The sequence below is a fragment of the Caballeronia humi genome, assembly GCF_001544475.1.
Lineage (GTDB): Bacteria > Pseudomonadota > Gammaproteobacteria > Burkholderiales > Burkholderiaceae > Caballeronia > Caballeronia humi.
This window is the reverse complement of record NZ_FCNW02000013.1, coordinates 98,340-122,884: the sequence shown is the minus strand read 5'-3', so window position 1 is coordinate 122,884 and position 24,545 is coordinate 98,340. Positions and strand designations below refer to the sequence as shown.

Annotated in this window: 22 protein-coding genes and 1 pseudogene; 7 read left to right on the top strand and 16 right to left on the bottom strand. The window is 62.6% G+C overall.

Annotated elements, in window-relative coordinates; genetic code table 11:
* The first annotated feature begins 4 nt into the window (after positions 1 to 4).
* Positions 5 to 1,717, top strand: coding sequence for an IlvD/Edd family dehydratase (locus tag AWB65_RS15030; protein WP_087667906.1), 1,713 nt, complete (start codon positions 5 to 7; stop codon positions 1,715 to 1,717).
* Between the two features lie 26 nt (positions 1,718 to 1,743).
* Positions 1,744 to 2,673 carry a dihydrodipicolinate synthase family protein gene (locus AWB65_RS15025; RefSeq protein WP_200821724.1) on the top strand — a complete coding sequence of 310 codons (930 nt, stop codon included), beginning with the start codon at positions 1,744 to 1,746 and terminating at the stop codon, positions 2,671 to 2,673.
* 39 nt (positions 2,674 to 2,712) lie between these two features.
* On the opposite strand, the gene AWB65_RS15020 is transcribed toward AWB65_RS15025, so the two are convergent.
* The 5 genes from AWB65_RS15020 to AWB65_RS15000 all read right to left on the bottom strand — a co-directional run bounded on the left by AWB65_RS15020 (position 2,713) and on the right by AWB65_RS15000 (position 8,711).
* On the bottom strand, positions 2,713 to 3,915 hold the full coding sequence (locus tag AWB65_RS15020) for an MFS transporter (protein ID WP_235007627.1): 1,203 nt from the start codon (positions 3,913 to 3,915) through the stop codon (positions 2,713 to 2,715).
* A gap of 121 nt (positions 3,916 to 4,036) precedes the next feature.
* Entirely contained in the window at positions 4,037 to 5,137 is a 1,101-nt protein-coding gene (locus AWB65_RS15015; RefSeq protein ID WP_087667905.1) for a porin, read from the bottom strand.
* Positions 5,138 to 5,159: 22 nt separating this feature from the next.
* Positions 5,160 to 6,776: a bifunctional 3-(3-hydroxy-phenyl)propionate/3-hydroxycinnamic acid hydroxylase MhpA gene (gene mhpA / locus AWB65_RS15010; protein ID WP_087667904.1), complete on the bottom strand. Its 1,617-nt coding sequence runs from the start codon at positions 6,774 to 6,776 to the stop codon at positions 5,160 to 5,162.
* A gap of 89 nt (positions 6,777 to 6,865) precedes the next feature.
* Positions 6,866 to 7,804, bottom strand: coding sequence for a VOC family protein (locus AWB65_RS15005; protein ID WP_087667903.1), 939 nt, complete (start codon positions 7,802 to 7,804; stop codon positions 6,866 to 6,868).
* Positions 7,805 to 7,862: 58 nt separating this feature from the next.
* Positions 7,863 to 8,711, bottom strand: coding sequence for a fumarylacetoacetate hydrolase family protein (locus AWB65_RS15000; protein ID WP_087667902.1), 849 nt, complete (start codon positions 8,709 to 8,711; stop codon positions 7,863 to 7,865).
* A gap of 176 nt (positions 8,712 to 8,887) precedes the next feature.
* Between AWB65_RS15000 and AWB65_RS36930 the strand changes: the two are divergent.
* The 4 genes and pseudogenes from AWB65_RS36930 to AWB65_RS14985 all read left to right on the top strand — a co-directional run.
* Positions 8,888 to 9,091: pseudogene (locus AWB65_RS36930) on the top strand (TetR family transcriptional regulator); the annotation flags it as partial.
* 33 nt (positions 9,092 to 9,124) lie between these two features.
* On the top strand, positions 9,125 to 9,607 hold the full coding sequence (locus AWB65_RS14995; protein ID WP_235007630.1) for a hypothetical protein: 483 nt from the start codon (positions 9,125 to 9,127) through the stop codon (positions 9,605 to 9,607).
* Positions 9,608 to 10,216: 609 nt separating this feature from the next.
* Positions 10,217 to 11,269, top strand: coding sequence for a sugar-transfer associated ATP-grasp domain-containing protein (locus tag AWB65_RS14990; protein ID WP_235007626.1), 1,053 nt, complete (start codon positions 10,217 to 10,219; stop codon positions 11,267 to 11,269).
* Positions 11,270 to 11,319: 50 nt separating this feature from the next.
* Positions 11,320 to 12,588, top strand: coding sequence for a flippase (locus AWB65_RS14985; protein WP_087667899.1), 1,269 nt, complete (start codon positions 11,320 to 11,322; stop codon positions 12,586 to 12,588).
* Between the two features lie 10 nt (positions 12,589 to 12,598).
* On the opposite strand, the gene AWB65_RS14980 is transcribed toward AWB65_RS14985, so the two are convergent.
* Together AWB65_RS14980 and AWB65_RS14975 are read right to left on the bottom strand one after the other, a co-directional pair.
* Positions 12,599 to 13,717, bottom strand: coding sequence for a succinylglutamate desuccinylase/aspartoacylase family protein (locus tag AWB65_RS14980; protein WP_087667898.1), 1,119 nt, complete (start codon positions 13,715 to 13,717; stop codon positions 12,599 to 12,601).
* Positions 13,718 to 13,740: 23 nt separating this feature from the next.
* Positions 13,741 to 14,526 carry a transporter substrate-binding domain-containing protein gene (locus AWB65_RS14975; protein ID WP_087667897.1) on the bottom strand — a complete coding sequence of 262 codons (786 nt, stop codon included), beginning with the start codon at positions 14,524 to 14,526 and terminating at the stop codon, positions 13,741 to 13,743.
* 135 nt (positions 14,527 to 14,661) lie between these two features.
* On the opposite strand from AWB65_RS14975, the gene AWB65_RS14970 reads away from it, so the two are divergent.
* Entirely contained in the window at positions 14,662 to 15,597 is a 936-nt protein-coding gene (locus tag AWB65_RS14970) for a LysR substrate-binding domain-containing protein (protein WP_087667932.1), read from the top strand.
* Here AWB65_RS14970 and AWB65_RS14965 read toward each other — a convergent pair.
* The 9 genes from AWB65_RS14965 to AWB65_RS14925 form a co-directional block, all read right to left on the bottom strand.
* Positions 15,571 to 16,080: a DUF6496 domain-containing protein gene (locus AWB65_RS14965; RefSeq protein ID WP_087667896.1), complete on the bottom strand. Its 510-nt coding sequence runs from the start codon at positions 16,078 to 16,080 to the stop codon at positions 15,571 to 15,573. The two genes, AWB65_RS14970 and AWB65_RS14965, sit on opposite strands and share 27 nt — an antisense overlap.
* An 88-nt stretch (positions 16,081 to 16,168) precedes the next feature.
* On the bottom strand, positions 16,169 to 17,929 hold the full coding sequence (locus tag AWB65_RS14960) for a TadE/TadG family type IV pilus assembly protein (protein ID WP_235007625.1): 1,761 nt from the start codon (positions 17,927 to 17,929) through the stop codon (positions 16,169 to 16,171).
* A complete protein-coding gene (locus AWB65_RS14955; RefSeq protein ID WP_235007624.1) occupies positions 17,926 to 18,600 on the bottom strand; it encodes a TadE/TadG family type IV pilus assembly protein in 675 nt (224 codons plus the stop codon). Before AWB65_RS14955 ends, AWB65_RS14960 begins: the two co-directional genes overlap by 4 nt.
* Positions 18,597 to 19,094 carry a TadE/TadG family type IV pilus assembly protein gene (locus tag AWB65_RS14950; RefSeq protein WP_235007623.1) on the bottom strand — a complete coding sequence of 166 codons (498 nt, stop codon included), beginning with the start codon at positions 19,092 to 19,094 and terminating at the stop codon, positions 18,597 to 18,599. Before AWB65_RS14950 ends, AWB65_RS14955 begins: the two co-directional genes overlap by 4 nt.
* Positions 19,091 to 19,948 (bottom strand): tetratricopeptide repeat protein, encoded by an 858-nt coding sequence (locus AWB65_RS14945; protein WP_087667895.1) that lies wholly within the window; start codon positions 19,946 to 19,948, stop codon positions 19,091 to 19,093. The genes AWB65_RS14950 and AWB65_RS14945 overlap by 4 nt, the downstream gene beginning before the upstream one ends.
* 2 nt (positions 19,949 to 19,950) lie before the next feature.
* Positions 19,951 to 20,913 (bottom strand): type II secretion system F family protein, encoded by a 963-nt coding sequence (locus AWB65_RS14940; RefSeq protein ID WP_087667894.1) that lies wholly within the window; start codon positions 20,911 to 20,913, stop codon positions 19,951 to 19,953.
* Between the two features lie 7 nt (positions 20,914 to 20,920).
* Entirely contained in the window at positions 20,921 to 21,895 is a 975-nt protein-coding gene (locus tag AWB65_RS14935; RefSeq protein WP_087667893.1) for a type II secretion system F family protein, read from the bottom strand.
* Complete coding sequence (locus tag AWB65_RS14930) at positions 21,892 to 23,316, bottom strand: TadA family conjugal transfer-associated ATPase (protein WP_087667892.1); 1,425 nt, start codon at positions 23,314 to 23,316, stop codon at positions 21,892 to 21,894. The genes AWB65_RS14935 and AWB65_RS14930 overlap by 4 nt, the downstream gene beginning before the upstream one ends.
* Positions 23,316 to 24,536 (bottom strand): CpaE/TadZ family protein, encoded by a 1,221-nt coding sequence (locus AWB65_RS14925; RefSeq protein ID WP_087667891.1) that lies wholly within the window; start codon positions 24,534 to 24,536, stop codon positions 23,316 to 23,318. Before AWB65_RS14925 ends, AWB65_RS14930 begins: the two co-directional genes overlap by 1 nt.
* Positions 24,537 to 24,545: the final 9 nt, after the last annotated feature.

Genomic DNA, 24,545 nt, shown 5'->3' with positions numbered 1-24,545 from the left:
CGACATGCGCAAGCTTCGCTCGCAAAGCTGGTTCGGCGGGAACGACAAGGACAGTTTCATCCACCGTTCGTGGATGAAGAACCAGGGCATTCCGCACGACAATTTCGACGGCCGGCCGGTGATCGGCATCTGTAATACGTGGTCGGAATTGACGCCGTGCAACGCACATTTTCGAGAACTCGCCGAGTATGTGAAGCGCGGCGTGCGCGAGGCGGGCGGCTTGCCGCTCGAGTTTCCGGTGATGTCGCTTGGCGAGTCGAATCTGCGGCCGACCGCGATGCTGTTCCGCAATCTGGCTTCGATGGACGTCGAGGAATCGATTCGCGGCAATCCGATGGACGGTGTGATCCTGCTCGTCGGTTGCGACAAGACGACGCCCGCGCTTTTGATGGGCGCCGCGTCGTGCAATCTGCCAGCGCTGGCCGTGTCCGGTGGCCCGATGCTCAATGGCCGCTTTCGTGGCAAGACAATCGGCTCGGGCACGGGCGTGTGGCAGATGTCGGAGGAAGTGCGCGCCGGGACAATGACGCATGAGGAATTCACCGAGGCCGAATCGTGCATGAACCGCTCACGCGGACACTGCATGACGATGGGCACGGCTTCGACGATGGCGTCGATGGTCGAATCGCTCGGCATGGGTCTGCCGCACAACGCGGCGATTCCGGCGGTCGATGCACGGCGCCAGGTGCTCGCGCACATGGCGGGGCGGCGCATCGTCGACATGGTTCGCGAAGACCTCACGATGGACAAGATCCTAACGCGCGAGGCCTTCGAGAACGCGATCCGCACGAACGCGGCGATCGGCGGATCGACCAACGCGGTGGTCCATCTGATCGCGCTGGCCAGGCGCATCGGCGTCCAACTCTCGCTGGAAGATTTCGAGCTCGGGTCGAACGTGCCGTGTCTGGTGAATTTGCAACCTTCAGGTGAGTTTCTGATGGAGGATTTTTACTACGCGGGCGGTTTGCCGGCCGTGTTGAAGCTGATGGGCGACCAGGGGCTGCTGCATAAAGACGCGCTGACGGTCAACGGCAAGACGATCTGGGACAACGTCAGCAATGCGCCGAACTACGACGAAAAGGTCATCACGACGTTCGAAGCGCCGTTCAAGCCGAAGGCGGGCATTGCCGTGTTAAGAGGCAATCTCGCGCCGAACGGCGCGGTGATCAAGCCGTCGGCGGCGACGGCGAGCCTCCTGAAGCATCGCGGACGCGCAGTCGTATTCGAGACGATCGAGGAACTGCACGAGAAGGTCGATGACGAAACGCTCGATATCGACGAAAATTGCGTGATGGTGCTGAAGGGCGCGGGGCCGAAGGGTTATCCGGGCTTTGCGGAAGTCGGCAACATGCCGCTGCCGAAAAAGGTGCTGCAAAAGGGCATCACCGACATGGTCCGCATTTCAGATGGCCGCATGAGCGGCACGGCATACGGCGCGGTCGTGCTGCACGTCTCGCCGGAAGCGGCGGCGGGCGGACCGCTCGCGTTCGTGCAGACCGGCGACATGATCGAACTCGACGTCGACGCACGCCGTCTGCATCTGGAAGTCACCGACGATGAACTCGCGCGTCGCCGCGCAGCCTGGCAGCCGCCAACGCCGCCCACCCGCGGTTATTACAAGCTCTACGTCGAACACGTCCTGCAAGCGGACCAAGGCGCGGATCTCGACTTTCTGGTCGGATCGAGCGGCGCACCGGTGCCGCGCGACTCCCACTGAACCAAACTGGACGGCAGATGATAACGATGGCAGCCGACACCGACTCTTCCCCGAGCGGAATCTGGCCCGTGCTTTATGCATATTTCGACGCCCATAACCAATTGGATCGCCAGGCACTCCGCACGCAGATCGATACGACGATCGCGGCTGGCGCGCGAAGCATCGTCATACTGGGCCTCGCGACAGAAGTACATCGGCTCACGCTCGATGAGAAACATCAACTGATCGACTGGGCCAGCGAAGACCTTGCAGCACGCGTACCGCTCGTCGTCACGATCACGGGCGACACCGTGGATGCGCAAGTTGCTCTCGCTGATTACGCTGTCGAGCGTGGCGCTTCGTGGCTGATTCTTCAGCCGCCGTCGATGCGCGACAAGCCGGACTCGTTCTACTTCGACTTCTTCGCTGCGGTGATGCAGCGCACACGCGCTCCGGTCGGCATCCAGAACGCGCCGGAATATCTCGGCGTCGGTCTGTCGGCGGAATCCATCGTGGCGCTTGCAAGTCGATGTCCCAATTTTCGCCTGCTCAAAGGCGAGGGACCTGCGACCACCATTGAACGCACCATCGACCAACTGCACGCGCTCGGTCATACGTTACCAGTCTTCAATGGCAGGGGTGGACAGGAATTAGTCGACAACCTGCGAGCCGGATGCGCCGGACTGATCGTTGCGCCGGACACATTCGACTGGCAGGTCGCGATACAACAGGCGTTCGCTGACGGGCGCGAGCAAAGAGCCGAAGCACTGTATGCCCAGACACTACCGGCGATCGTCTTCGTGATGCAATCGCTCGACGCTCTCACGTGTTACGGCAAGAGAATTGCAGCATGGCGAATGGGTTTCGACGTGCAGCACGATCGCGGCGTCGCACCCACCGCGTTCGGACTGGAATGTGCACGGCGCCTTGCAATGCAGCTGGGAACCTTCCAGTCCCGGAACTCTGATTCTTCGTAACGATTGGACCGCTGAGGCAAGCATGAACGCATCACGCGATCAGTCCAATGCGACGGCTGGTGCCTGCACGCTCCTCCTCGACGGCGCCGTCTCCTTCAGACTGAGCGCTACGACAAACCCGATAGCGAGCGCCGCCAACCCGAGATGCATGATGTACTGAATGCCGAAATGCTTCGCGATGTAACCCGCTATCGCCGGGGCAAGTCCGCCTCCGAAAACTTCGCCGATGCCGACCACCAGTCCTGAAGCCGTCGACATCAGCTTCGCCGGCACCGATTCCGCACTCAACGGTCCCACTGTCAGCGTGATCATGCTGAATACGAAAAAAAGCGTGAGCGTAAGGTACGTGAAAAGCATCGACGGGTTCGCACCGGTTCGCATGAGAAGGAACAGGAACACGGCCGCGCCGGCTACCGAGAAGATCATGACCGGCTTTCTGCCGAGTCTATCGGAAAGAGCCGGCATCACGAGGGTGCCAAGCGTGCCGCCGAAACCGATCGCCGAAAGCACGTAGCCCATCTGCTGCATGCTCAGGTGGAGGTAGTCGATCAGGTAGCTTGGGAAGAGCGCGCTCAGTACGACGAGGCACGTCAGCCAGCACAACATGCCGACGATGTTCAACGGTATGTTCCGATAGCGAAAGACATCGGTCCACTTGTGGGTGGTGGCATCGTGCGTCGCCGTGTGCTGTGCAGCGGACGTAGCTTGAGTATTGCGCAACACCTTCAACATCAGGTAAGCAACCAGCAAACCAGGAATCGATACCACCGCGAATATCCAGTGCCACGGCAGCACTTTGAGCAATTGCGTGACGAGGATCGGCGCGATGCCCAAACCAAAGAGCGGCAGCGCCATCTGCTGAATGCCGATGTTTCGACCGTGACGCGTCGGCCTCGATGCATCGAGGGTCGCGATAATGCTCGCAGGCGTGTACGCTCCCTCGGCAAAGCCCATCACGGCGCGTATCAGGATCAGCGAGCCGACGCCTGTTGCCAGACCACTCAAACCCGCTAGCAACGAAAACACGATGATCGCCGGAATGATGACCTTGCGGTGGCCTATGCGATCGGACAGGTTGCCCATGAACATCGCCGAGATCCCCCATGCGACGGCGAGCGCGCCGGTGATATGCCCGAGGTCCTGATAGTCCAGGTGCAGATCCGTCATCATGACGGGAAAGAGCGGCATGATCATGAACCGGTCGATGCCGACCAGTCCGAAGCCAAGGGACAGCAAGGCCACGGCTTTCCACTCATAGGCGGTATCCACCTTGAACCGGGGTTGTATTCCATGTTGCAATCTCCAAATCGTTGAGCGGCGGCGGCACGAGGAATTCGCGCACGCTTCATGAACGCAATACGTGTCAGAACGAAGTCTGCAGGCCGAGGCGGCCGATGACCTGATGCGTGGTGCTCGATTGACCCGCACCGTTGATCCAGGCGTTGTGTCCGCCTTCGACGTCGCCACCCGTCCACTGGTAGACCGCTTCGGCGTACAACGTCGTGCGCTTGGAGAGGAGATACTGGGCCACGCTCGTGACTTGCTGCGCCCTGTTATGGCTCAGTTGCGCGTTGCCCTTCATGTACTGATAGTTCGCGCCGAACCGAATGTCCGGCATGAAGGTGTATAGCCCTCCGACCTGAACCGCCTGGACTACACCGCCCGTCAGCGTATTGCGCGTGTTGGTATAGAGTGCGTTCAGATACACGTCGCCGATGGTCTGACTGAGCCCGCCTCCGAAGTTGCGAATTCCGTCGTGGCCGTCGTTCAACGCCGCGTACTTGGTTTCGTTGTAAGCAGCCGCGATACCGAAGCCGCCGATCGCATAGTTCACGCCGAAGCCGATCGTGTTGTTGGCGGAAAACGACCCGGGCGTATTGCCGAAGCCATAGAGCGCGCCAAGCCTTAAACCCGCGAAGGTCGCCGATACGATCTTGACCGAGTTCGACACACGTGACGTTCCGCCGGTCTGGTCGAAGTCGAACGAGCCGGTCGGATTCTGGGGAATGCCGAGCGCGGCAAAAGGCCCCTGGCGCATGTTGTAAAGGCCGCCGTAGGTGAACGCTCCATCCAGTCTCGCGGGCGGGAAGAAGAGGAAATCAGCCATCAGGTTGTATTGCTGGCCGAACGTTATGCGCCCGACGTCGTCCTTCGACAGACCGACGAAAGCCTGCCGGTTGAAGTCGGCGCTGGGTCCCGGGATTCCCGCGCCGCTGTTCACCGAGAACTGCGACGCAAGCTCAAAGAGGGTCTTGTAGCCTCCGCCCAGATCTTCGACACCACGAATGCCCCAGATGCTGGGCGTCCAGATCGAGTCGTCGGCCTTGAAGTTATGGTGCCCGCTTTCGTTGCTCACGTAGCTCACGCCGACGTCGAGAATGCCGAACAGCGTCACGCTGCTTTGTGCGTGGGCGTGCGGGGTTAGCGCGCTTGCGATGGCCAGCGCGCATAGTGTCTTCCTCATGTTCTCTTCCCCTTGTTTGAAGTCAGACGACAGTCGCTTCTGCGTTCTCGTCGATCGAAAGCCGCGACACGAGAGCGCTCAACAACGCCGGCAATTGTTCGAGTGTCTTCGCGCCACCGAAGATGTAAAAGTCGGGCCGCACGACGATGGCTTTGACGCCGTGCTCATCGAAGAATTGCTTGTACTTGCCGCTGACGTCGAGCAGCACGCGGTCCTTCACGGCCTTGTCCGCGTCGGTGGTGATGCCGATCGAGCGCCCGCCGATGGCGGCAAGCGCCGCCTTGCCTTGCGCGTCGAGATAACGGTTCGGGTGTGCATCGAGCGCGATGACGTGAAAGCCGTTGGGCACTGCGTCGTCGTAGCGCGATGCTTCGCCGAGGTTGCTTACCTGGCCGTGAACGCTCAGCAGTCCGGCCACGCTCTCGCAGGCGAATGCAGGGTCGTTGCAGATCAGGCCATCGGTCAGACCTGGGAACGGCGGCAGCGGAGGCACGTTGCCAGCGAGATATGCTTCGTCGCGCCGGGCCGCTTCGTCCTTGTCCGAGATGCAGACGACCTGGCCCATCGCGATGGATGCATCGATCACCGCCCGTACTTGCGGACGACGCTCAGGCGTGTAGTCCTCAAGCACACGATCCGATGAAATTCCCCTGAGGATCAGGTCGAAACGCCAGGCGAGATTCCATGCGTCCCGGACGCCGGAGCACATGCCCTGCCCCATGAACGGCGGCATTTGATGGGCAGCGTCACCCGCGAGCACCACGCGCCCGCTATGCCAGTTTCGAGCGATCAGCGAGCGGAACTTGTAGACGGCATAGCGCACGAGCGTCGCGTTCTCTGGCGTGACCCAAGGCGAAAGCAGTTCCCACACCTTCTCCGGCTTTTGCAGGTCTTCGATCGATTCGTGCGGCAAACGCATGAACTCCCAGCGACGGAAGCCTGGGCCGCCCGGCACCATCGTCGTCGGCCGCGCCGGATTGCACCACTGGCCGATGTCGGGCACGTCGAGCTTCACGCCGTCGTTCGGCTTCAGGTCGATAACGAGCCAGTCTTCCTGGAAGCCAAGATCATCGAACTCGATCTTCTGCGACTTGCGCACGAAACTGTTCGCGCCGTCGGCCCCGACGATGTAGCGTGCGCGCACCGTCTGCGTCTGGCCGGTCGGGTCCCAACTCGCGCCATTCATCACGCCGCGACGCAGGGTCACTTCGCAGCAATCGGAGAGCTGGCGCAGTTCGGTTGCTTCCCAGCCTTGTTGCACGGAGACGTTCGGAAGCGACTTTGCCTTCTTGTCCAGCAGTGCTTCGAGCGACGGCTGATTGAAAAGGTAGCCCACGGGGCCATCGCTGATCGATTCCGCCGACCAGTCGATTTCGACGAGCGTCTTCCAGTCCGCGTTGAACCACTGATACTTGGACGAAGGTTGCGAGATGCGCTCGACGTCTTCTCCAATATCCATCGCATGAAATACGCGGCGAATCTCGTGGTCGTGAAATACCGCACGCGGAAGCGGATACAGCGAAGGCCAGCGATCGAAGACCGCGACGTTATAGCCGCGTTCTCCAAGCAGAATTGAAAGAGACTGCCCGACCGGTCCGTATCCAACAATCGCGACGTCGAGGATGGTTTGATCTGTCATTTCGGATCACCTGCGGAAAAAAGAACGAGTTGTGCCCTGGCGCCGGATGAACCGGCAGCCATCGAATCGATGCAAAGGGTGTGAAGCGATCAGTCTTCTGAAACGACGCCGGCTTCGGTGTTATGGATGAAGTCGTCGGGGACCGGCGGGCCCCACAAATAGAGCGAGTCTTCCGGCGCGAAGGCGCCAGCAGGCCAGGCCTGGCCTGCAGACACGAAATCGATGTCGGCGGAGTACTCGCAGAACGAGCCCCATGGGTCCTGGACGTAGTGGAAGTAGTTCGAGCCCAGCACGTGCCTGCCTGTACCCCAGCCCTTCGTGAAACCGGCCGCGGCCATCTGCGACGCGCCTTGACCGACGAGATTCACGTTATCGACGTCCCACGCCGCGTGGTGCCAGCCGCGCGCGCTGCTCTTGGCGAACGCAACCAGATGATGGTCGCTGCCATGCGGCGCATGTGTAAACGCGATGATGTCGAGCGACTTGTCCGACAAACGCAGGCCGAGCGCCTTGCCATAGAAATCGAGCGCGCCAAGCACGTCAGGCGAGAAGAGCAACACATGCGAAAGACGTCTCGGACGCACGGTCGTTGCTTGCGAGCGCATGTGCGCACCGCGCTCGTCCGCGTTGCTCGATGCGACGACGCATGGTTCCTTATGGAATGGCGTCGTCTTAGGGCCGATCTTCACCTGGATCAGGTTGCCGTCCGGATCGTGGAACCAGAAGCCTTCATTGGGTGATGCAGCCAGTTCCGCGCCGGCCACCTTGACCTGTTCGCGGATCGCTGCGAAATCCTCTTCGAAGCAGTTAAAACTCAAGTACGCCAGCGACTTGCTCGACGCAGAGAAGACGCGCGCCCAACGATGTCCATCGGTTGCGCGCATTTCAAGTTCTTTGTCCGTCGCTGCTACGTCGAGACCGAACGCGCTGAAAAAGCGCTCGGCATCGGCAAGCGAGGGAACGTTCAGCGCAAAGTGATCGATCGAGTGAACACTCGCGCATGCGGATGCTACGGAAGGGTCGCTCATGACCGTGTCTCCATGTTCGAAAAGCGCCGGCTCTGCGTCCGGCTTCGCGGATTAGAAATTAGCGTGCGGCTTCGTCAGCGATGACATTGCGCAGGGTGCCGATCTTCTCGACCGACACTTCGCAGACGTCTCCCGCTTTCATCAAAAGACGCGGCGTGCGCGCCCAGCCGATGCCTGACGGCGTGCCGGTCACGATCACGTCGCCCGGTTCGAGCGTGATGGCTTCGCTGATTACGCTGATGAGCGTCGCGACGTCGAAGACCATGTCGTCGGTGCTGGCCGATTGAACCACTTCACCGTTCACGCGCGTTTCCAGCAGCAGGCCTTTCGCGCCTGCCGGCAATTCGTCAGCGGTCACGAGATCGGGACCGAATGCGCCCGTGCCGTCGAAGTTCTTGCCGACGGTCCACTGCGGCGTCTTGAACTGATACTCGCGCACCGAGCCATCGTTGAAGAGCGCATAGCCCGCTACGTGCGAGAGCGCGTCTCCCTTCGAAATATGGCGGCCGCCCTTGCCCAATACGACAGCGACCTCGCCTTCGTAATCGAGGCCTTCGGAATCGGTCACACTCGGACGAATCATCGGCTGCTCGTGCGCGATGAGACTCGTGTTGACGCGCAGGAACAGGGTCGGGTAGTCGGGCTGTTCGTACTTGCTCTCCTTCGTGTGGTCGGCGTAGTTCAGGCCCACGCAAACGATCTTCGGCGGCTTTTGCAGCGGCGGAAGGAACTTCAGGCCGTCGGCAGGCACTTTGTCTTCCGTCGCGTTTGTTTTCGCGTACTCACCAAGACTTACGCCGCGAGCGAGGAGCGATTCCAGCGACTCGTCGCCGATGACGCGCACATAGTCTCCTTCCCGCACGCCGAGGGTTGCCTTGCCATTCTTTTCGAAACTGACGAACCGCATATCTGCCTCCTGTGACCCCGAGCGAAAGACGACTCGGGGATTGCTGAATCTCGTGTTGACGAATTTGTCAGTTCCAATTCTATGCAAAATGACAATCTCGTCAATATGAATTCGCATAGGACAAACCCGCAGGGCGCTTGCGCTGCTAAAATCAAGCCAGATCAACGGGATAGCCAATGGAAGCGACAGAATCGAGTGAAAATCATCGAACTCGCGTGGGGGCGTTGCGACGGGAAAAGACCCGCATTCGTCTGATCGAAAGCGCGCTGGGGGTTTTTGCGGAGAAGGGAGCGGACGCCCCGACCATCGATGATTTCATCGCAGCGGCGGGCGTAGCACGCGGAACGTTCTACAACTACTTCCGCACGACTGCGGAACTGCTATCTGCGGTAGCGGGCGAAAGCAGCGATGAAGTGCTCGCGGTCATCGATCCGCTCGTGCGTGCGATCGATGATCCGGCGCAGCGCGTGGTGGTCGGTTCGCGGCTTTATATGGGGATGGCGGCACGGTATCCGCTGTGGGGCGCGTTCATCACGCGGGTGGGCACAAAACGGGGATCGCGAGGCCGCCTGCTCGACGAGTACCTCACGCGCGATCTGCAGATGGCTGCCGATGCCGGTCGATTCGACGTTGCGGATGTGGTTGTCGCGCGCGATATCGCGCTTGGCTCGATCATGTACGGCATCGAAACCTTGCTGTCTGGCGACGCGCCCGCCGACTACTCCGAACAATCGATGTTCGCGCTCATGCGCGCCTTTGGCATCGGGTCGAAGGAAGCCAGAAAGCTGGCCTTTGCGCCGATCGCCGATCCTTCAGCACCACGCGGTGCCATATTTGAACGGGTCGATGCATTGGCAAACGAGGACGGTGAACAGCCTGATGACGCGCCGCGTTAGAGCGCTCACCGACGATGCACACCTCTGCCTGGTCCATCACGCTCGTCATTGGCACGCTCTTCGCAGAAACGAACGGAGCCGCGTCAAGCGCTTTCACCATGCATGAAATCACCACGCCCCTTTCTTTCTGTGCGCTTTCTGGGCGATTACCGCGATGTTATGACGACCTTCGTCAATTAGAGACGTAAGGCTGAATCACAATTCCGTCTAGTTGGAACGTCCGAGGCCACCCAGCTAACGTTTGCTTGAACGCTTTCTGCAGCAGCACATGCCATAGCGGTTTTCTTATCATCGCCGGCGCACAGACTGGAGCGAAGAAGTGTGTTAAACACTCGCATGCGCTGATGTTCGATACGACAGTGCGCCTGCGCTAAACCATCGCCGCTTGAACATCTCCGCACGGCTCCCCTGGTCCGACCTGAAGCAACGACGCGTTGTCAGCTTCCGATCGCGCGAAATATGCGATGCGCCCTGCTTCGCATGCTCGCGGAGCCACGCCGCGATCACGGCATGTCGTGACACCGCATCGACCTCGATGAAGGCACGATCAAGCGCTCGGGCCAAAGTATGTTTCATCAGACAACAACCTTCTTTAGAGGTGACAACGCTGTGCAAGTCAAGCGCCTCGTCAAGCATTCGTGGGAGAACCTCTCACGTCGAAGATTCGACTGGAAGCATCACGTGGAGGCGGGCAAGATCCTCCGCGCCATCGAGGAAAGGCACGGAAAGACCGATCCTGCTCAAATGCGGCTAGCGGACGCCTACGCCCGCGATGTCTTCGGCGACACTTGCTACGCACCCTGGCTTCACGCGTACACCGCCTTCAACCGGACCTTCAAGGAAGGCTGGATTCCGGACAACTATTACGGCTGGATCGTCGTGCCGAAATTGAAAGGCATGTACGGCAAAATATCCCACCTTAAGCCGCTCTCCCGACTGCTTTTTCACGACGACGTATTTCCGGACATCGGCTACTACGTGAACGGCATGTTCTTCTCCGTCGATCACGTGGCGATCCCCGATGCAAAGGTTGCGGAGTTGGCGTTCGCCAGTACGGATACGGTCGTCTTCAAGCTCGACCAATCGATGCAAGGCCGGGGCGTCTTCCTCATGAACCGCGCGAACTTCGACGTGGCGCGTATCAAACAGCTCGGCAACGGCGTGTTGCAACGATTCATCGTCCAGCACGAGTCGTTTCGCCAGTTTGCGTCGAAGGCGGTCGCCACGATCCGTCTCACGACCGTCGTCGACAATGCCGGCGATATCTCGCTGCGCGCCTGCTTCCTCCGACTCGGCCGGACCACCGATTCCTTCATCCGCCCAGACAGCGAAATCTGCGTCCCCGCGGATCTTGCAAGCGGACGGCTAAATCGCGAGGGATATTCGAGCGACTGGATGGGCGTCGACGCCCATCCCGATTCCAGGACGCGATTCGAAGGCGTGACGCTGCCGGCATACGAGCAGTGCGTGCGCAAGGTGATCGAGTTGCATGCAAAGGTGCCGTACGCGCGCTGCGTAGGGTGGGATGTGACCGTCGATGCCGATGAGCAAGTCATGCTGATGGAGTGGAACGCGGAACACAACGACGTCAAGTTCAGCGAAGCCACGCAAGGACCCTGTTTTTCCGACCTCAAGTGGGAAAAGCTGAAGCTGGGCGCATAGTCGATACTTCATATAACGGCATCATCCGATGCCGAGGACAAAACCGTTTAATGGCTTCATTCAAGAGGAACTTCACGATTCTGATGACGTTGCAGGTGTCCACTTACCTGGCACCGCTTCTGACTCTGCCGTGGCTCGCGCGCGTGCTCGGTCCGAACGAGTACGGACGTCTGTCATTCGCGCTGGCGTTCACCGCTTACTTCATCACGCTGACGAATTTCAGCTTCTCGCTCACGGCCACGCCGAAAATATCGATCAATCGGGACGACCGCGCGACGCGTTCGCGCGTCTTCTGGGAAACGATGTCGGCGCAGGCGTTGCTCGTCGTCAGCAGCTTTCTTGTTCTGCTGGCGCTGACGTTCACCGTGCCGCAGCTCGCCGAGAACCGTGACTTGCTGCTGACCGGCTTCGGCATGGCCGTCGGCGCGATGCTCATTCCAACATGGTACTTCCAGGGCGTGGAGGATCTCGCGCCGATCAGCATTTTCGTGTTCGCGGGCCGTGCGCTCAGCGTGCCCGCGATGTATCTGTTCGTGCGTCATCGCGACGATGTCTACATCGCGATGCTGGTCAACACGCTGGTTCCGCTGTTGTCGGGCATCGCGATCTGCACGTTTCTCTATTTCCGCCGCGAGATCGACTTCGTGCCGGTGTCGGTCAAGGCCGCGCTGGCGCGGCTGAGGGAAGGATGGAGCGTGTTCATCGCGACGTCGCTCGTCGAGATCTATGCGTCGAGCAATATCGTGCTGCTGACGCTCATGGCGGGCAACGTGGCGGGCGGCTATTTCGCCGCGGGCGACAAACTCATCCGCGCCGCGCTCGGCATGTTGCAACCGTTGAGAACCGCCGCTTATCCACGCGTGAGCTTTCTCATGCATCACGCGCGCGACGAAGCGTTCGTCTTTCTGCGCAAGATGTTCGTCTTGCAGGGCGGCATCGCGTCGATGATCTCGCTATGCATTTTCTTCGGCGCGCCGCTCGCGGTGAAGCTGCTCTACGGCCCGCAATACGAGCCAACCGTCGACGTGCTGCGCTGGATGGCGTTCGTTCCGCTGATGTCGAGCCTGTCCGACCTGTTCGGCGTTCAGACCATGCTCCCACTCGGAATGAACTCGGCGTTCAGCCGCGTGCTGATCGCATCGGCCGTGCTGAATTTCGGTTTGCTCGCGGTGCTCGCGAAGCTGTTCGGCGAGCAAGGCGCCGCCGCGACGGCGCTGATCGTGGAAACATCGATTGCGGCGGCGATGGCCTTGACGCTGCATCTCGAAGGCGTGCAGTTTCTCAGGCGTCCCGTCACGACCGAAAGCGCGGAATCGTGATCGGGCCTTTTCAAGCCCCGATCAAAACCCCGGTCCTGAACGCCTTCTCGCCTGAAACGCGCCCCATCGGCGCGCCTGCATACGCGAACCGGATCGCCCGGCGCATGTAGAACACCCCATCGTTTTTGGCATATAGCGTCGTCACTTCATCGGTCAGCGGGTCGACGATATCGAACACGGGATCGCCCGCCTTCAAACGCGCCCCGACCGCCGCACGATAAACCACCACCCCGCTCACCGGCGCGACGAACTGCTCGCTGCCGGCAAGCGGTGTCGCCGGATGCAAGAGCGGCGGCAGCTCGCGCGCCTGGCCTTCGATCACCCCGCGCCGCACGAGAAACTCAACGATCGCATCCGCATCCTCGCGTGCCGTCTCGTACGACACGTCACGCTGTCCGCGATGCTCGATCGTCACCGCGACGTTCGGCGCCGCGAGCGGCATCTCCCCCAGCAGCGCGCGCACTTCATTCCACAGCAGCGTGTGAATCTCATCGAACGATTGCCCGCCCGAGTCGGTCGCGAGCAGCACGCCATTCGCACCGATGTAGCGCGCGAGCGGCTCGACCTCGGGCCAGCTCGCCGGGCTCGTGTAGAGATGCATGGTCGCTTCGAGCGAGCAATGCAAGTCGAGGATGACGTCGGCATCGGCGGCGAGCGTGAGAAGCGTCAGGCGCAGCGATTCGAACTCGTTCTTCGCCGTGCTTTCAGCCAGCATGTCGCGCACTGCGCGCCGCAAGAGCCGCGTGTTCTCGCGTGCATCGCGCGTCCACTTCGAACCGATGCGCGTGACCAGCGCCGCAGCGGTCGGCATCGGAAAGCTGCGGTTGAAGTTGTGGCCGCTGTTTGCCTCGAAGCGTCCGAGAAATTGTCCGAGCACGTGCTGCGAAAGCCCGACCGGATTCGCCACCGGCACGAGCACCACTTCACCACGCAAGCGTCCATCGGCTTCGAGTTGCTTCAGACGTTGCTTGAGTTGCCACGCGGTCAGCATCGCGGGCGTTTCGTCGGCGTGAAGCGACGCCTGTACATAGACCTTCTCGCCCTCGCCCGGCGTGCCGAAGTGAAAGCTGACGAGTTCGCGCTGGGTACCGAGCGTGGTCGAGACGAGCGACTTGCGTTGCGTTTGCATCGATGATCCTTGAATAGAGAGCGTCAGTCGCCGTAGACGTCGAAGTCGAAATACTTGCGGGCGATCTTCTGGTACGTGCCGTCGGTGCGCATGTCGGCGACGGCGCGATCGACTTTCGCCTTCAGCGCGGTGTCGTCCTGACGCAAGCCCATGCCGACACCGTGATCGCCCATCGAAAGCGGCTCGCCGACGAACGCAAACCCCGTCCCGCGCGATGTCTTCAGAAAGCCGTGCTCCGCTTCCACCGAGCCGAGCAGCGCGGCGTCGATGCGTCCCGCGACGAGGTCGTTGAACACGCCCTCCTGACTCTGGTAAGCGACCACTTCGACGCCGCCCGGCTGCCAGTTCTTGAGCGCATACGTTTCGAACTGGCTGCCGCTCTGCACGCCGATACGCTTGCCGCGCAGCCCTTGCGCGTTGGCGGTCAGCGCCGCACCACTCTTCGCGATCAGCCGCGACTTGAACTGGAACAGCTTCGTGGAGAACGCAATCTGCTTCATGCGCTTATCGGTGATCGCCATCGAGGACATGATCCCGTCGATCTTGCGCGCCTGCAGCGCCGGGATCATTCCCGAGAACTCCAGCTCGACCCACTCGCAATGCATCGCGATGCGGCGGCAGATTTCGTCGCCGAGATCGACGTCGAAGCCCGCGACGTGTCCGTCCGGCGTCTTCACGTCCATCGGCGGATATCCAGGATCGATCCCGAGGCGCAGTGCGTTGGCGTCTTTGGCGAAGGCGAAAGCGGGGGACGCGGCAAGAACCGCGGCGAGCGTCGAGGTCATCAGAAGCGAGGTGAGTTTGGTCATCGAAGGAGCCGGCTGGTTTTTTGAGAAATCGCCAACCGATACTAAGGCTGCAAAACGCCACGAAAAAGGGCCGATTTGCTTATCATGATCACTTTTCGAGATCACTCGACGAAGGCGGCCCATCGTGGAAACAACGTGGAATTGACGCTTGCACAGTTGCGCATGTTCATCGCGGTGGCGGAAGCAGGCAGCCTGCGCGCCGCTGCGCGGAGTTTGAATGTCGCGCAGAGCGGCGTGACGCAGCAGTTGCGCAAGCTCGAAGCGAGCGTCGGCGGGCCGCTTTTCGAGCGTGGACATCGCGGTGCACGGCTCACCGCGATCGGCGAACGCCTGCGGGTGCGCGCCGACGTGATTCTCGGCGAGTGTCTGCGGACGGAAGAGGAGATGCGCCAGTTGCGCGGCGAATCGACGGGACAGGTGGCGCTCGGCCTCGCCGCCGAAGCAACGATGCGGCTCTTTCCCGCGCTGCTTGCGAGTTTTCGGGAGCGCTGCCCGCGCATCGACGTGCATCTGACGAGCGCGACCTCGCGCGTGCTGACGTCGTGGGTGCGCGACGGCAGCCTCGATTTCGCGCTGGCGCTCGTCTCGCAGGACGCGGACGTGCACGATCTCGAAACCACGCGTCTGTTCGATTCAGAAGTCGCGGTGATCGCGCGGCGCGGTCACCCGCTCGCGGGCGCGCGCACGCTCGCCGAGTTGAGCGATGCAGGATGGGTCAGCACGCGGCCGCGCAGGGTCGTATCCACGGCGAATCGCCTCTCGATGCTCTTCGACACCGCCGGGCTCGACGCGCCGCGCATCGCCGCAACGACCGAAGCCGTGTTCGACACGATGCACTGCGTCGCGAACTCCGACTATCTCGCGCTCGAGCCCGCTCGGCTCGCGGAGCATGCTTTTTTCCGCGAGCACGTCGCCGTGGTGCCGATCGTCGAGCACGTGGCGAGCACGCCGGTCTGCCTGCTGCGCCGCGCGGGCGTACCGCTCACGCCCGCCGCGCAGGAGCTCGCGACGATGGCGGTCTCGTTCGCGCGGATGTTGCCGGCTTCAGCGGGACGCGTGCCGTCGGCCTGACCCGCTCGCGCCCTTCGCGGCAGCGGCCTTGCGGCGCGTCGCCCAACCCTTCTTCGCGGCGGCGGAACGGTCGGCAGCGGAACGGCGCGATGCGCTTGCATGCGCCTGCCGCGACAACGCGGTATGCGATGCCGCCTGCGTGCCCTCGCGCTTTAGCACGCGCGTCGCGACGGTCGAGCGTTTGCTCTTAGACTCCGTGCTCGCGCTCTTCTTCGTCTTGTGCTGGCCCGCGGCGGTGTCCTTCATGGCCTTCTTGCGCGTGGCTTCGGAGGTGGTGCCTTTCTTCGGCGCCTTCACGCCGACGCCTGAGCGCCGCGCTTCCGACAGGCCGATCGCGATCGCCTGCTTGGCCGACTTCGCGCCATGCTTGCCTTCGCGAATATGGTCGATCTGTTCCTTGACGAAGGCGCCGGCCTGCGTGCTCGGCGATTTGCCTGCGCGCTTGGCGGCGTGGGCGCGCTCCACGGTTTTCTTCTCGGGCATGTCGACTCTCCTTGAAGAGTTCAGGTTGACTTGCACCGAACAGCACAGCAACACACGTGCCCGCGACTTTCATCGCGGGCACTGGGCTTCATTGCACGAGCCGCAGGATGCCGAGATTGCCCGCGATCTGCTGGAAGATCTGATCGAGCGTGGCGTTGGTCGGCGCGTGATAGTAGTTGCCCGGCGACGCGCAGGACTGCATCACCTGCTGCGCGACGCCGCTCGACGCGTCCGAGCCGAACGTGATCGCGTAGACGATGATGCCGCTGTTCTTCATCGCCGTGCAGACACCGAGCTGGAACGCGTTGATGTCCGTCACCGACGACATCGACCCGTTCACGAGCGACGTGCCGTTCGTGCGCGTGAGCGTCGGTGCCTGGAGCACGTTGTTGCCGACGCCCGACAAGCCGTTGAACGACGGCATCGGCATGATGCCGCTCGCGCTGCCCGGATCGTTCTGGCCATCGGTCAGAACGATCGCGACGCGCTGCAGCGCCTGCGTGGTTTCCGGCCTCGGCAGCGTGGAATCCGTCGAGATCCAGCCGTTGCCGCTGCCCGCCACGGCGTTCGACCAGTCCGACGACAGCATGCGCCAGCCCCACAGCAAGCCGGTCGGAATGATCGTCGAGCCCGCCGCCTGCATCCGGCCGATGGAAGCCGTGAGCGCTTTCGAATCGCGCGTGAGGAAAGTCGCGGGCTCGATGCCGCAGGGGCCGTTACTCGACCCGGTCGTGTTCGTATTGCCGTTCTGGTAGACCGTCGTGGTCGCGGGGCTGTTCGTGCTCGGCTGGCCCCAGGCGCTTGCGATCGTCGAGCCGTTCTTCGTGCCGCAGTACGTCAGCGAGCCGTTGTTCTGCAGCGTGAGCGGGCCGCCCATGTTGGTCGTGGTGCTGACCACCTTGCAACTACTACTGTTGTCGTAGGTCGTGACCTTGAAGCCCGTACTCGGCACGTTGTAGTAGAACGGCGTGAAGCCCGGCACGCTCTTCGGCGCGTAGGCCTTCGGATACAGGTTGCCCGACGCGTCGCGCGGCTCGACCGGGCAGCCGTCCCAACCCGATTGCGTGACCTTGGCATTGTCCGCGAGCGAGACGTTCAGCGGATTGTAAGTGAACGACGGCGTGAGCCAGCTTCCGCCCGAATTCAGCGAGTTGCTGACGTTCACCATCGTCGTGAACGGCACGAGGCCGACGTAAGAATCGTTCGACGATTGATTGAAGAGCGCCGTCACGAGGTTCGACGCCGCGGCGCGCAGCCCCGCGATCTTCGTGCCCTGCGTCTTGTCGCTGCTCGCGTAGTCGGACATCGAGCCGGTGTTGTCGAGCACCATGACGAGTTCGAGCGTGCTCTTCGGCAGGCGCAGCGCCGCGTTCGACGCCGTGACGGTGCCCACCGTCGGCATGTCGCCCGTGCCAGTGCCGTTGCCCGAGCCGCCCGTCGTGTCGCTGCCGAAGATGTACGGCGCCATCAGCGGCATCGAACCGGACGCCGACAGCTTGATCGTCTGCCCCGTCGCGGGCGAGCCGGTGACCGTCGGGACGAACTTGTTGTCGGGCATCACGAGGTCGAGATAACCCTTCGGCATGTTGGCGTCGTAGTAGGCGCGCGCGTCCTTCTGCCAGTTCGCGAGATCGGTGCCGGTCGTCGTGGCGTAGTGCGAGAGATCGGCACCCGCCGAGAGCGTCGCGACGTCGAGCGCCATCTGCATGCGCGCCTGCGTCATTTCGTAGTGGATCATGTCCATCGTGGTCGCCATCGAGCCGATCATCAGGCTCGCGCACACCGCGAACAACATCGTGACGGCGCCATCGTCGCCTTTGAAGAGCGTTTTCGTTGCGGCTTTCCTCATGACGCCGCCTTGAGCAACAGCGGCTGGCCGTCGCGCTGGCGCACGTAGACGCGCGTGTAAATCGTCTGCGTGCCGGGGGCTTTTGTCCAGAACGGCGCGGTCATCGCGAACGGCGTGTACGTGTAGAACACTTCAACCACGATCGCCGAGTCGCCGCTGCGAAATGGCCAAGTCTTCGGCAGGATGTTAGTGGACGTGACGCGCGAGGTCATGCCGGAAGCCGCCCACGGTGCCTTGCGCTGCCACGTGATCTGCGGCGTGCCCGCTCCCCACGACTGGGCGGGCGTCGTGAGCGGCGTCGTGCAGCCGGTCGTCTGGTCGCACACGGAGGTCACGACGACCCCGCCCTTCGCCTGCAGCGTATTGGGCGCCGCGATCAGCGTGGCCGCCTTCCAGATCGAGCCGAGGGTGTTCGAGTTACTGGTCGAAGTGTCGTCGATGACCTGCTGCATCTGGCCGATCGAATCGGCGAGCGTGAACGCCGTGCGTTCCACGATGCTCACCGCGCGCATGTAAAGATACAGCTCCGTGAAGCCGAGCAGCACGAGCAGCATAAGGGGAACGACGATCACGAATTCGATCGCCACGCTGCCGCGTTCGGAGCGCCAGAAGCGGTGCACGAAGCGACGCATGAACGGCCGAGGCGGTGTGTTTTCGGACGTGCTTTTCATTTTTCGTTTTGCACGAGATAGTTGCGTTGGAACGTCATCGACTTCACGCCAAAAAGCTTTGGAATGCCCGAGAAACCTGGAATGGTCACGGCGATGTTGTATGACACGACATCGCCGAGATTGCCCATGTTCGCCTGATAGTTGCTCGTGCCGACGTTGCTGTAGGTGCCATAGTTGAGCGTGGAGATACTCACCGTGCCGCCGATGTTCTGCCAGCGGCCCACGATGGCCATCACGATGCGCTTCGCCTGGTCGGCACGCGTGCCGCTTGCGGGATCGACGGTCGTCAGCCCGACGCGCGAGGCCGCCTGCGCCGCGATCTGCACCGACGCATCGACGATCATGTCGAGCGCGAGTTCCACCGTGCCGAGCGTCAGGAAGATCACGACCGGCCCGACGAGCGCGAATTCGATGGACGACATGCCCCGGCTGTCGCGTGCGATGCGCGGGAGGAAGTCCTGGCGGCACCGGTCGAGGAGCGGCTTCATCTTCATCGCACGCTTGCGACGGGAATCGCTGCGACCGTGGCGGGCGTCGCCTGCGCGGAAGGCTGCGTCATGCGCGTGCGCTGGATTTCGTAGTAGCGCAGGTTGTCCTGCACCGACGCCTTCGGCAGATCGTGCGAGAGGATTTCCGCCGCCGCTTCCGTATTACCGAGCAGGCCGTACGCGAGCGCGAGATTCTGCCGTGCCTGCGGCGGCGCCGCCGGATAGCGCGTCACGTCGAGCAGCACGTTCGCGCCTTCGCGCGGATTGCCGGCGAGAATCAGCGACAAGCCGAGGTTCACGCTCAGCACCGGATCTCCAGGATTGGTCTTGAGCGCCTGGCGCAGCACCGACTGCGCGAGCGCGTGATCGCCTTGCAAATCGAGCGCGGCGCCGAGGCCCGCGGCGGCCAAAGGATCGTTCGGCGAGACGGTCAGCACGCGCTTGTACGTCGCGATGGCATCATCAAAGCGGCGCTGATGGATCGCCACGCGCGCGATGCCGATGAGGGGTGCCGTCGCGTTCGGATCGCTCTGGCTCGCGCGCTGATAGTAGACACCGGCGCGCGTGAAATCGCCCACCGCATAGAGCGTGTTGCCGAGTCCGGTCAGGCCCGCCACGGACTTCGGATCGGCCTGCACGGCCTTCTCGAAGAGGCTCGTCGCGAGTTCGAGATTGCCGGAATCGAGCGCCGTATCCGCGATACGCAGTTCGCTTATCGTGCTCGGCGCCGTGTTGCGCGTGATGGGCCGGGCGCTATCGGAGACCTGGCGGGTCGTCGTCGTGCAGGCGGCGAATGCGAGCGCGATCGATGCGCCGCAGGCCAGCGTCACGACACGGCGGAAAAGTTCGGTTGAGTTCATTGTTATTGCCCCGCGACGAAAGCGAGAAGTTGGATGACGGCCGGGCCGGCTGCGATCGCGATGATCGCGGGGAGAATGAAAAGCATCATCGGCACGACCATCTTCGGTGCGAGCTTCGCGGCCTTTTCTTCGAGCGAAACGATATGCGCGAGCCGCTCGGTGCGCGAGAGCGTGCGCAGTGCCTGCGTGATCGGCGTGCCGTAGCGCATCGACTGGGTGAGCGTGGATATGAGCGCGCGGATCGACGGCAGGTCGATGCGTTCGGCAAGCGCCTGGAGTGCGCGCGTGCTGTCGCCGGAGAGCTTGAGCTCGTCGGCGGTGAGCGAGAATTCGTCGGAGAGCGGCGGGCAGATCGACTTCAGTTCGTCCGCGACGCGCCGGATACTTACGCCGAGGCTGTTGCCCGCGTTGGTGCAGATCACGAGCAGGTCGAGCGCATCGGGCAGGCACCCCGCCATCGCCTTGCGGCGGCGCGCCGCGCGAAACGCGACCACGTACTCCGGCAGAATCATGCCGACGATGAACACCATCAGCATCGCAATGCCGCGCGCCGCCGGATACTCGCCGATCATCGGAATGTGCGAGCCCATCATCACGGTAAGCGCCGCGCAGATCAACCCGACGCAAAACTTGACCGCGAGCAGGATCGAGACGGCCACGTTGCTGCGATAGCCGCTGCGCACCATTTGCTTTTGCAGCTTCAACCGGTACTTGGCATCGAAGAGCGGAATCTTGTCGCCGATTCGCGCGAGCCGGCGCAAAAGTCGCGTGCGAAAGCCTACGTCCTCGCTGGCATCTTCGAGTTCCGCGCGATCGCTGCGATGCGTGAGCGCGGCAAGACGCGCGCGCTCCGCGATCCGGCCACGCCGTCCGCCGTGCTTCGTCGCCCACCACACGGCCAGCACCGCGAACAGGGCGAACAGCATCAGCAGGTTGATCAGTGTTTCGGCGTTGTCTTGCGTCATCGTGGTATCAGCGCGAGGTATCGAGTTTGGACATCTTGGTGATCACGACGATGCCCATCACGATCGAAATGACGCCGAACGTCAGCAGCTTGTTGCCTGCTTCCGTGTCGAACAGGACCATCAGGTAGTCGTGGTTGGCGAAGTACATCGAGAGCATGATGACGACCGGGATCGCCGCGAGGATCTTCGTCGTGATGCGCGCTTCGCCCGTCAGCGCCTTCGTCTTCTGGCGAATCTCGCGGCGCGTGCGCACGATTCCCGCGAGGTTTTCCAGCGTCTCGCCGAGTTGCCCGCCGGTTTCGCGCTGCAGCAAAAGACACACGCAAAAGAACGAGAAGTCGGCGACCTGGATGCGGCGCACCGCCACCGCGAGCACTTCTTCGAGATCGAGCCCGACCTGCAGCGAGTCGCCCATCAGCTTGAACTCGGTGCGCAACGGCTCGGGACATTCGCTCGCCGCCGAGGCAATCACCTGCGTCACCGGCACGCCCGCGCGCACGGCCCGCACGATCAGATCGATCACGTCGGGGAAGGCATCGAGAAAGCGCTTGCGGAAGCGGTCGACGAGAAAGCGGTACGCCTGCACGACGGCAGCCGCCGGCAGTCCGAGCGTGAGCAGCGGCGTGGCGAAATCGGGCAGCGGCATGAAGTGCACCATCAGCAGCGCGACGATTTCGCCCACGATTCCCGCGCCGATCACGATCTGCACGCCGCGCGCGGCCGCGACCGTCTTCAGGCGCACGAGTTTTGGGCCGAACCAGCGGCTCAGGATGTTGTCGTGGCGGCTCACCTTGAAGAGATCGTGGTCGGCCTTGCCGCCTTCCTTGCCGCGCACGACCTGTGTCACGAACGACTGCTGCATGCGCGTGCGGATGCGTGCATGCGGCTGGTGGTTGCGCATGTCCTGCACGGTCAGCCACATCACGCCGAGCAGGATCACGCCGATGAACGAACAGATCGTGATGAGGTTGACGAGATTCATGGCGTCATTGCTTCGAGCAAGGCGGCTTCGAGGCCGTAGTACGCGGCGCGCGCGGAGAACGCCGGCCGCACCGATGCCGATTCATACGTGCCCTTCACTTCCTCGCTATACGCGCTCGCGTCGTAGCGGAACGTGAAGAGATCCTGCGTGATGATCACGTCGCCTTCCATGCCAACGAGCTCGGTGATGCGCGTCACGCGCCGCATGCCGTCACGCATCCGTTCGATTTGCACGATCAGATGCACCGCGCTCGCGATCTGCCGGCGGATCGACAGCAGCGGCAGGTTGCCGTTCGCCATCATCACCATGCTTTCCAGACGTGTGATGCCGTCGCGCGGCGTGTTCGCGTGGATCGTCGTCATCGAGCCGTCGTGGCCGGTGTTCATCGCCTGCAGCACGTCGAAGGCTTCGGGGCCGCGCGTTTCGCCGAGGATGATGCGATCAGGACGCATCCGCAGCGCATTGCGCACGAGGTCGCGCTGCGTGACGGCGCCGAGTCCTTCGGCATTCTCCGGCCGCGTTTCCAGGCTCACGACGTGCGGCTGTACGAGTTGGAGTTCGGCCGCGTCCTCGATCGTCACGGTGCGCTCGCCCAGACCGATGAAGTGCGACAGCGCGTTGAGCAGCGTCGTCTTGCCCGAGCCCGTACCGCCCGATACGATCACGTTCAGCCGGCACGTGCTCGCCAGCTTGAGCACGTTCGCCATTGCCTGGGACATGTTGCCCTGCTGCGCCATCCGGTGCAGCGTGATGTTGCGCTTCGAAAACTTACGAATGGAGATCGACGCGCCGTGGATCGCGAGCGGCGGCAGCACGACGTTGACCCGGCTGCCGTCGGCGAGACGCGCATCGACCATCGGGCTGCTTTCGTCGACGCGGCGCCCCACGCCCGCCGCGATGCGCTGCGCGACGTTGATCACGTGCGTGTTGTCGCGGAACTTGCACGACGTCAGTTCGAGCCGGCCGTGGCGTTCCACATAGACCTGATCGGGACCGTTCACGAGCACGTCGGTGATGGTTTCGTCGGCGAGAAGCGGCTCGATGGGGCCGAGGCCGAACATGTCGTTGAGCAATTCCCCGACGATCTGCCCCTGCTCCGACAGCGTGATGTTCAGCCGCTCGCGTTCGGCGACTTCCAGCACGAGCTGCTCGACGGCGGGCTTCATCTGCTCGCGCGTCTTGCCGACCGCCGCCGACGCGTTCATCGCGCTGAACACGCCGTTGCGGATCAGCTTGAAGAGGTCGGAGCGGACCAGCGTCTCGTTGCCTTCCGGCGCCGCCGAACGGGACGCAGGCGGCGCGACCGGTTGAGCGGGTGCGGCGGGTGCCGGCTCGGCCGGCGCGAGCGCGGCGCCTGCCTGCGCCACGACGGAGGGATCGATCGCCGGCTGCGGCCTGGAAGCCTGCTTTTGCCCGAACATTATTTCCTCCTCAGCTTGAGCTTCTGGAGGAACGTGCGATCGGCTGCCGCGTGTTGTCCGGTGAGGTCGCTCGCGATGCGCGCGATAGCCTGATTGAAGCCCGTCGGCGATTTTTCGAGCGGCGCCTCGCCGAGGTTTTCGGCGGTGGCGATCGCCTTCGATTCGAACTGCACTTCGTGCAGCACCGTGCGTCCGACGGCCGACATGAAGTCGGTCGGCTGCACCTTGCCCGCGGTCGCGGCGTTCGGGTTGTTCAGGAGGAGCGAGGTCGGCGGATTGTTGTCGCGGTCTTCGATGTAGCGCAGAAGGCGGATCGTCTCGCGCGTCGAATGCACGGAGCGGTCCACCACGAGGTAGACGCGCGACGCATGATCGAAGGCTTCCTGCGCGAGCGTATCGGCGGGATTGCCGACATCGAGGATCACGTAGTGGAAGCTGTCGCACAGCAACTCGATCACGCGCGTCAAGGCGCCCGGCTCGAAGTCCTTCGCGGTGCCGTAGTCGAGATCGGCGGAGAGCACATACAGGCGGCTGCCCTTCGCGACCAGCGTGCGCTCCACGTATTGCGGATCGAGCCGCCGCACGTTTTGCAGCACGTCGATCAGGCCGTTGTTGCTCTGCATGCCGAGCATGCCGTTCGCGGCGCCGCCGTGCAGATTCAGGTCGACGTAGGCGACGCGCCGGTGGGTGTCCTCGGCGAGGTGACGCGCGAGATTCAGGCCGAGCGTCGTTACGCCCACGCCGCCGCGCGTGCCGGCGAACGCGATGGTCTTGCCCGCGCGCGCGAGCGTCACCGGGCTCACCTTGCCCTCCGACACGTTCACCGTGCGCTTGAGCAGTTCGACCGTCAGCGGCTTGACCAGATAGTCGCGCACGCCGATCTTGAGCAGACTGCGAAAAAGGCCCACGTCGTTGCGTTCGCCGAGCGCCACCACTTGCACCGACGGCTCGCAGACTTCCGCAAGGCGCCCGAGGTCCGAGAGCGGCATCACCGAATCCTGCAGGTCGACGAGCAGGAAAAGCGGCGAGCGCTCGATCTTGGACAGGTGCGCGATCGCATCGTCGACGTTGCCGATCGCGATATGCGCGTGCGGCATCGCCTGTTCGAGCACGAAGGTCTTCAGCACCTGCTCGGTCTTGCGATCCGCGACGAACGCGATGAAATCGGCGATCCGCACTCCGGTCTTCGGCTTGAGGAAACTCAGTTCTGTCGTGCTCATTGTGTTCTT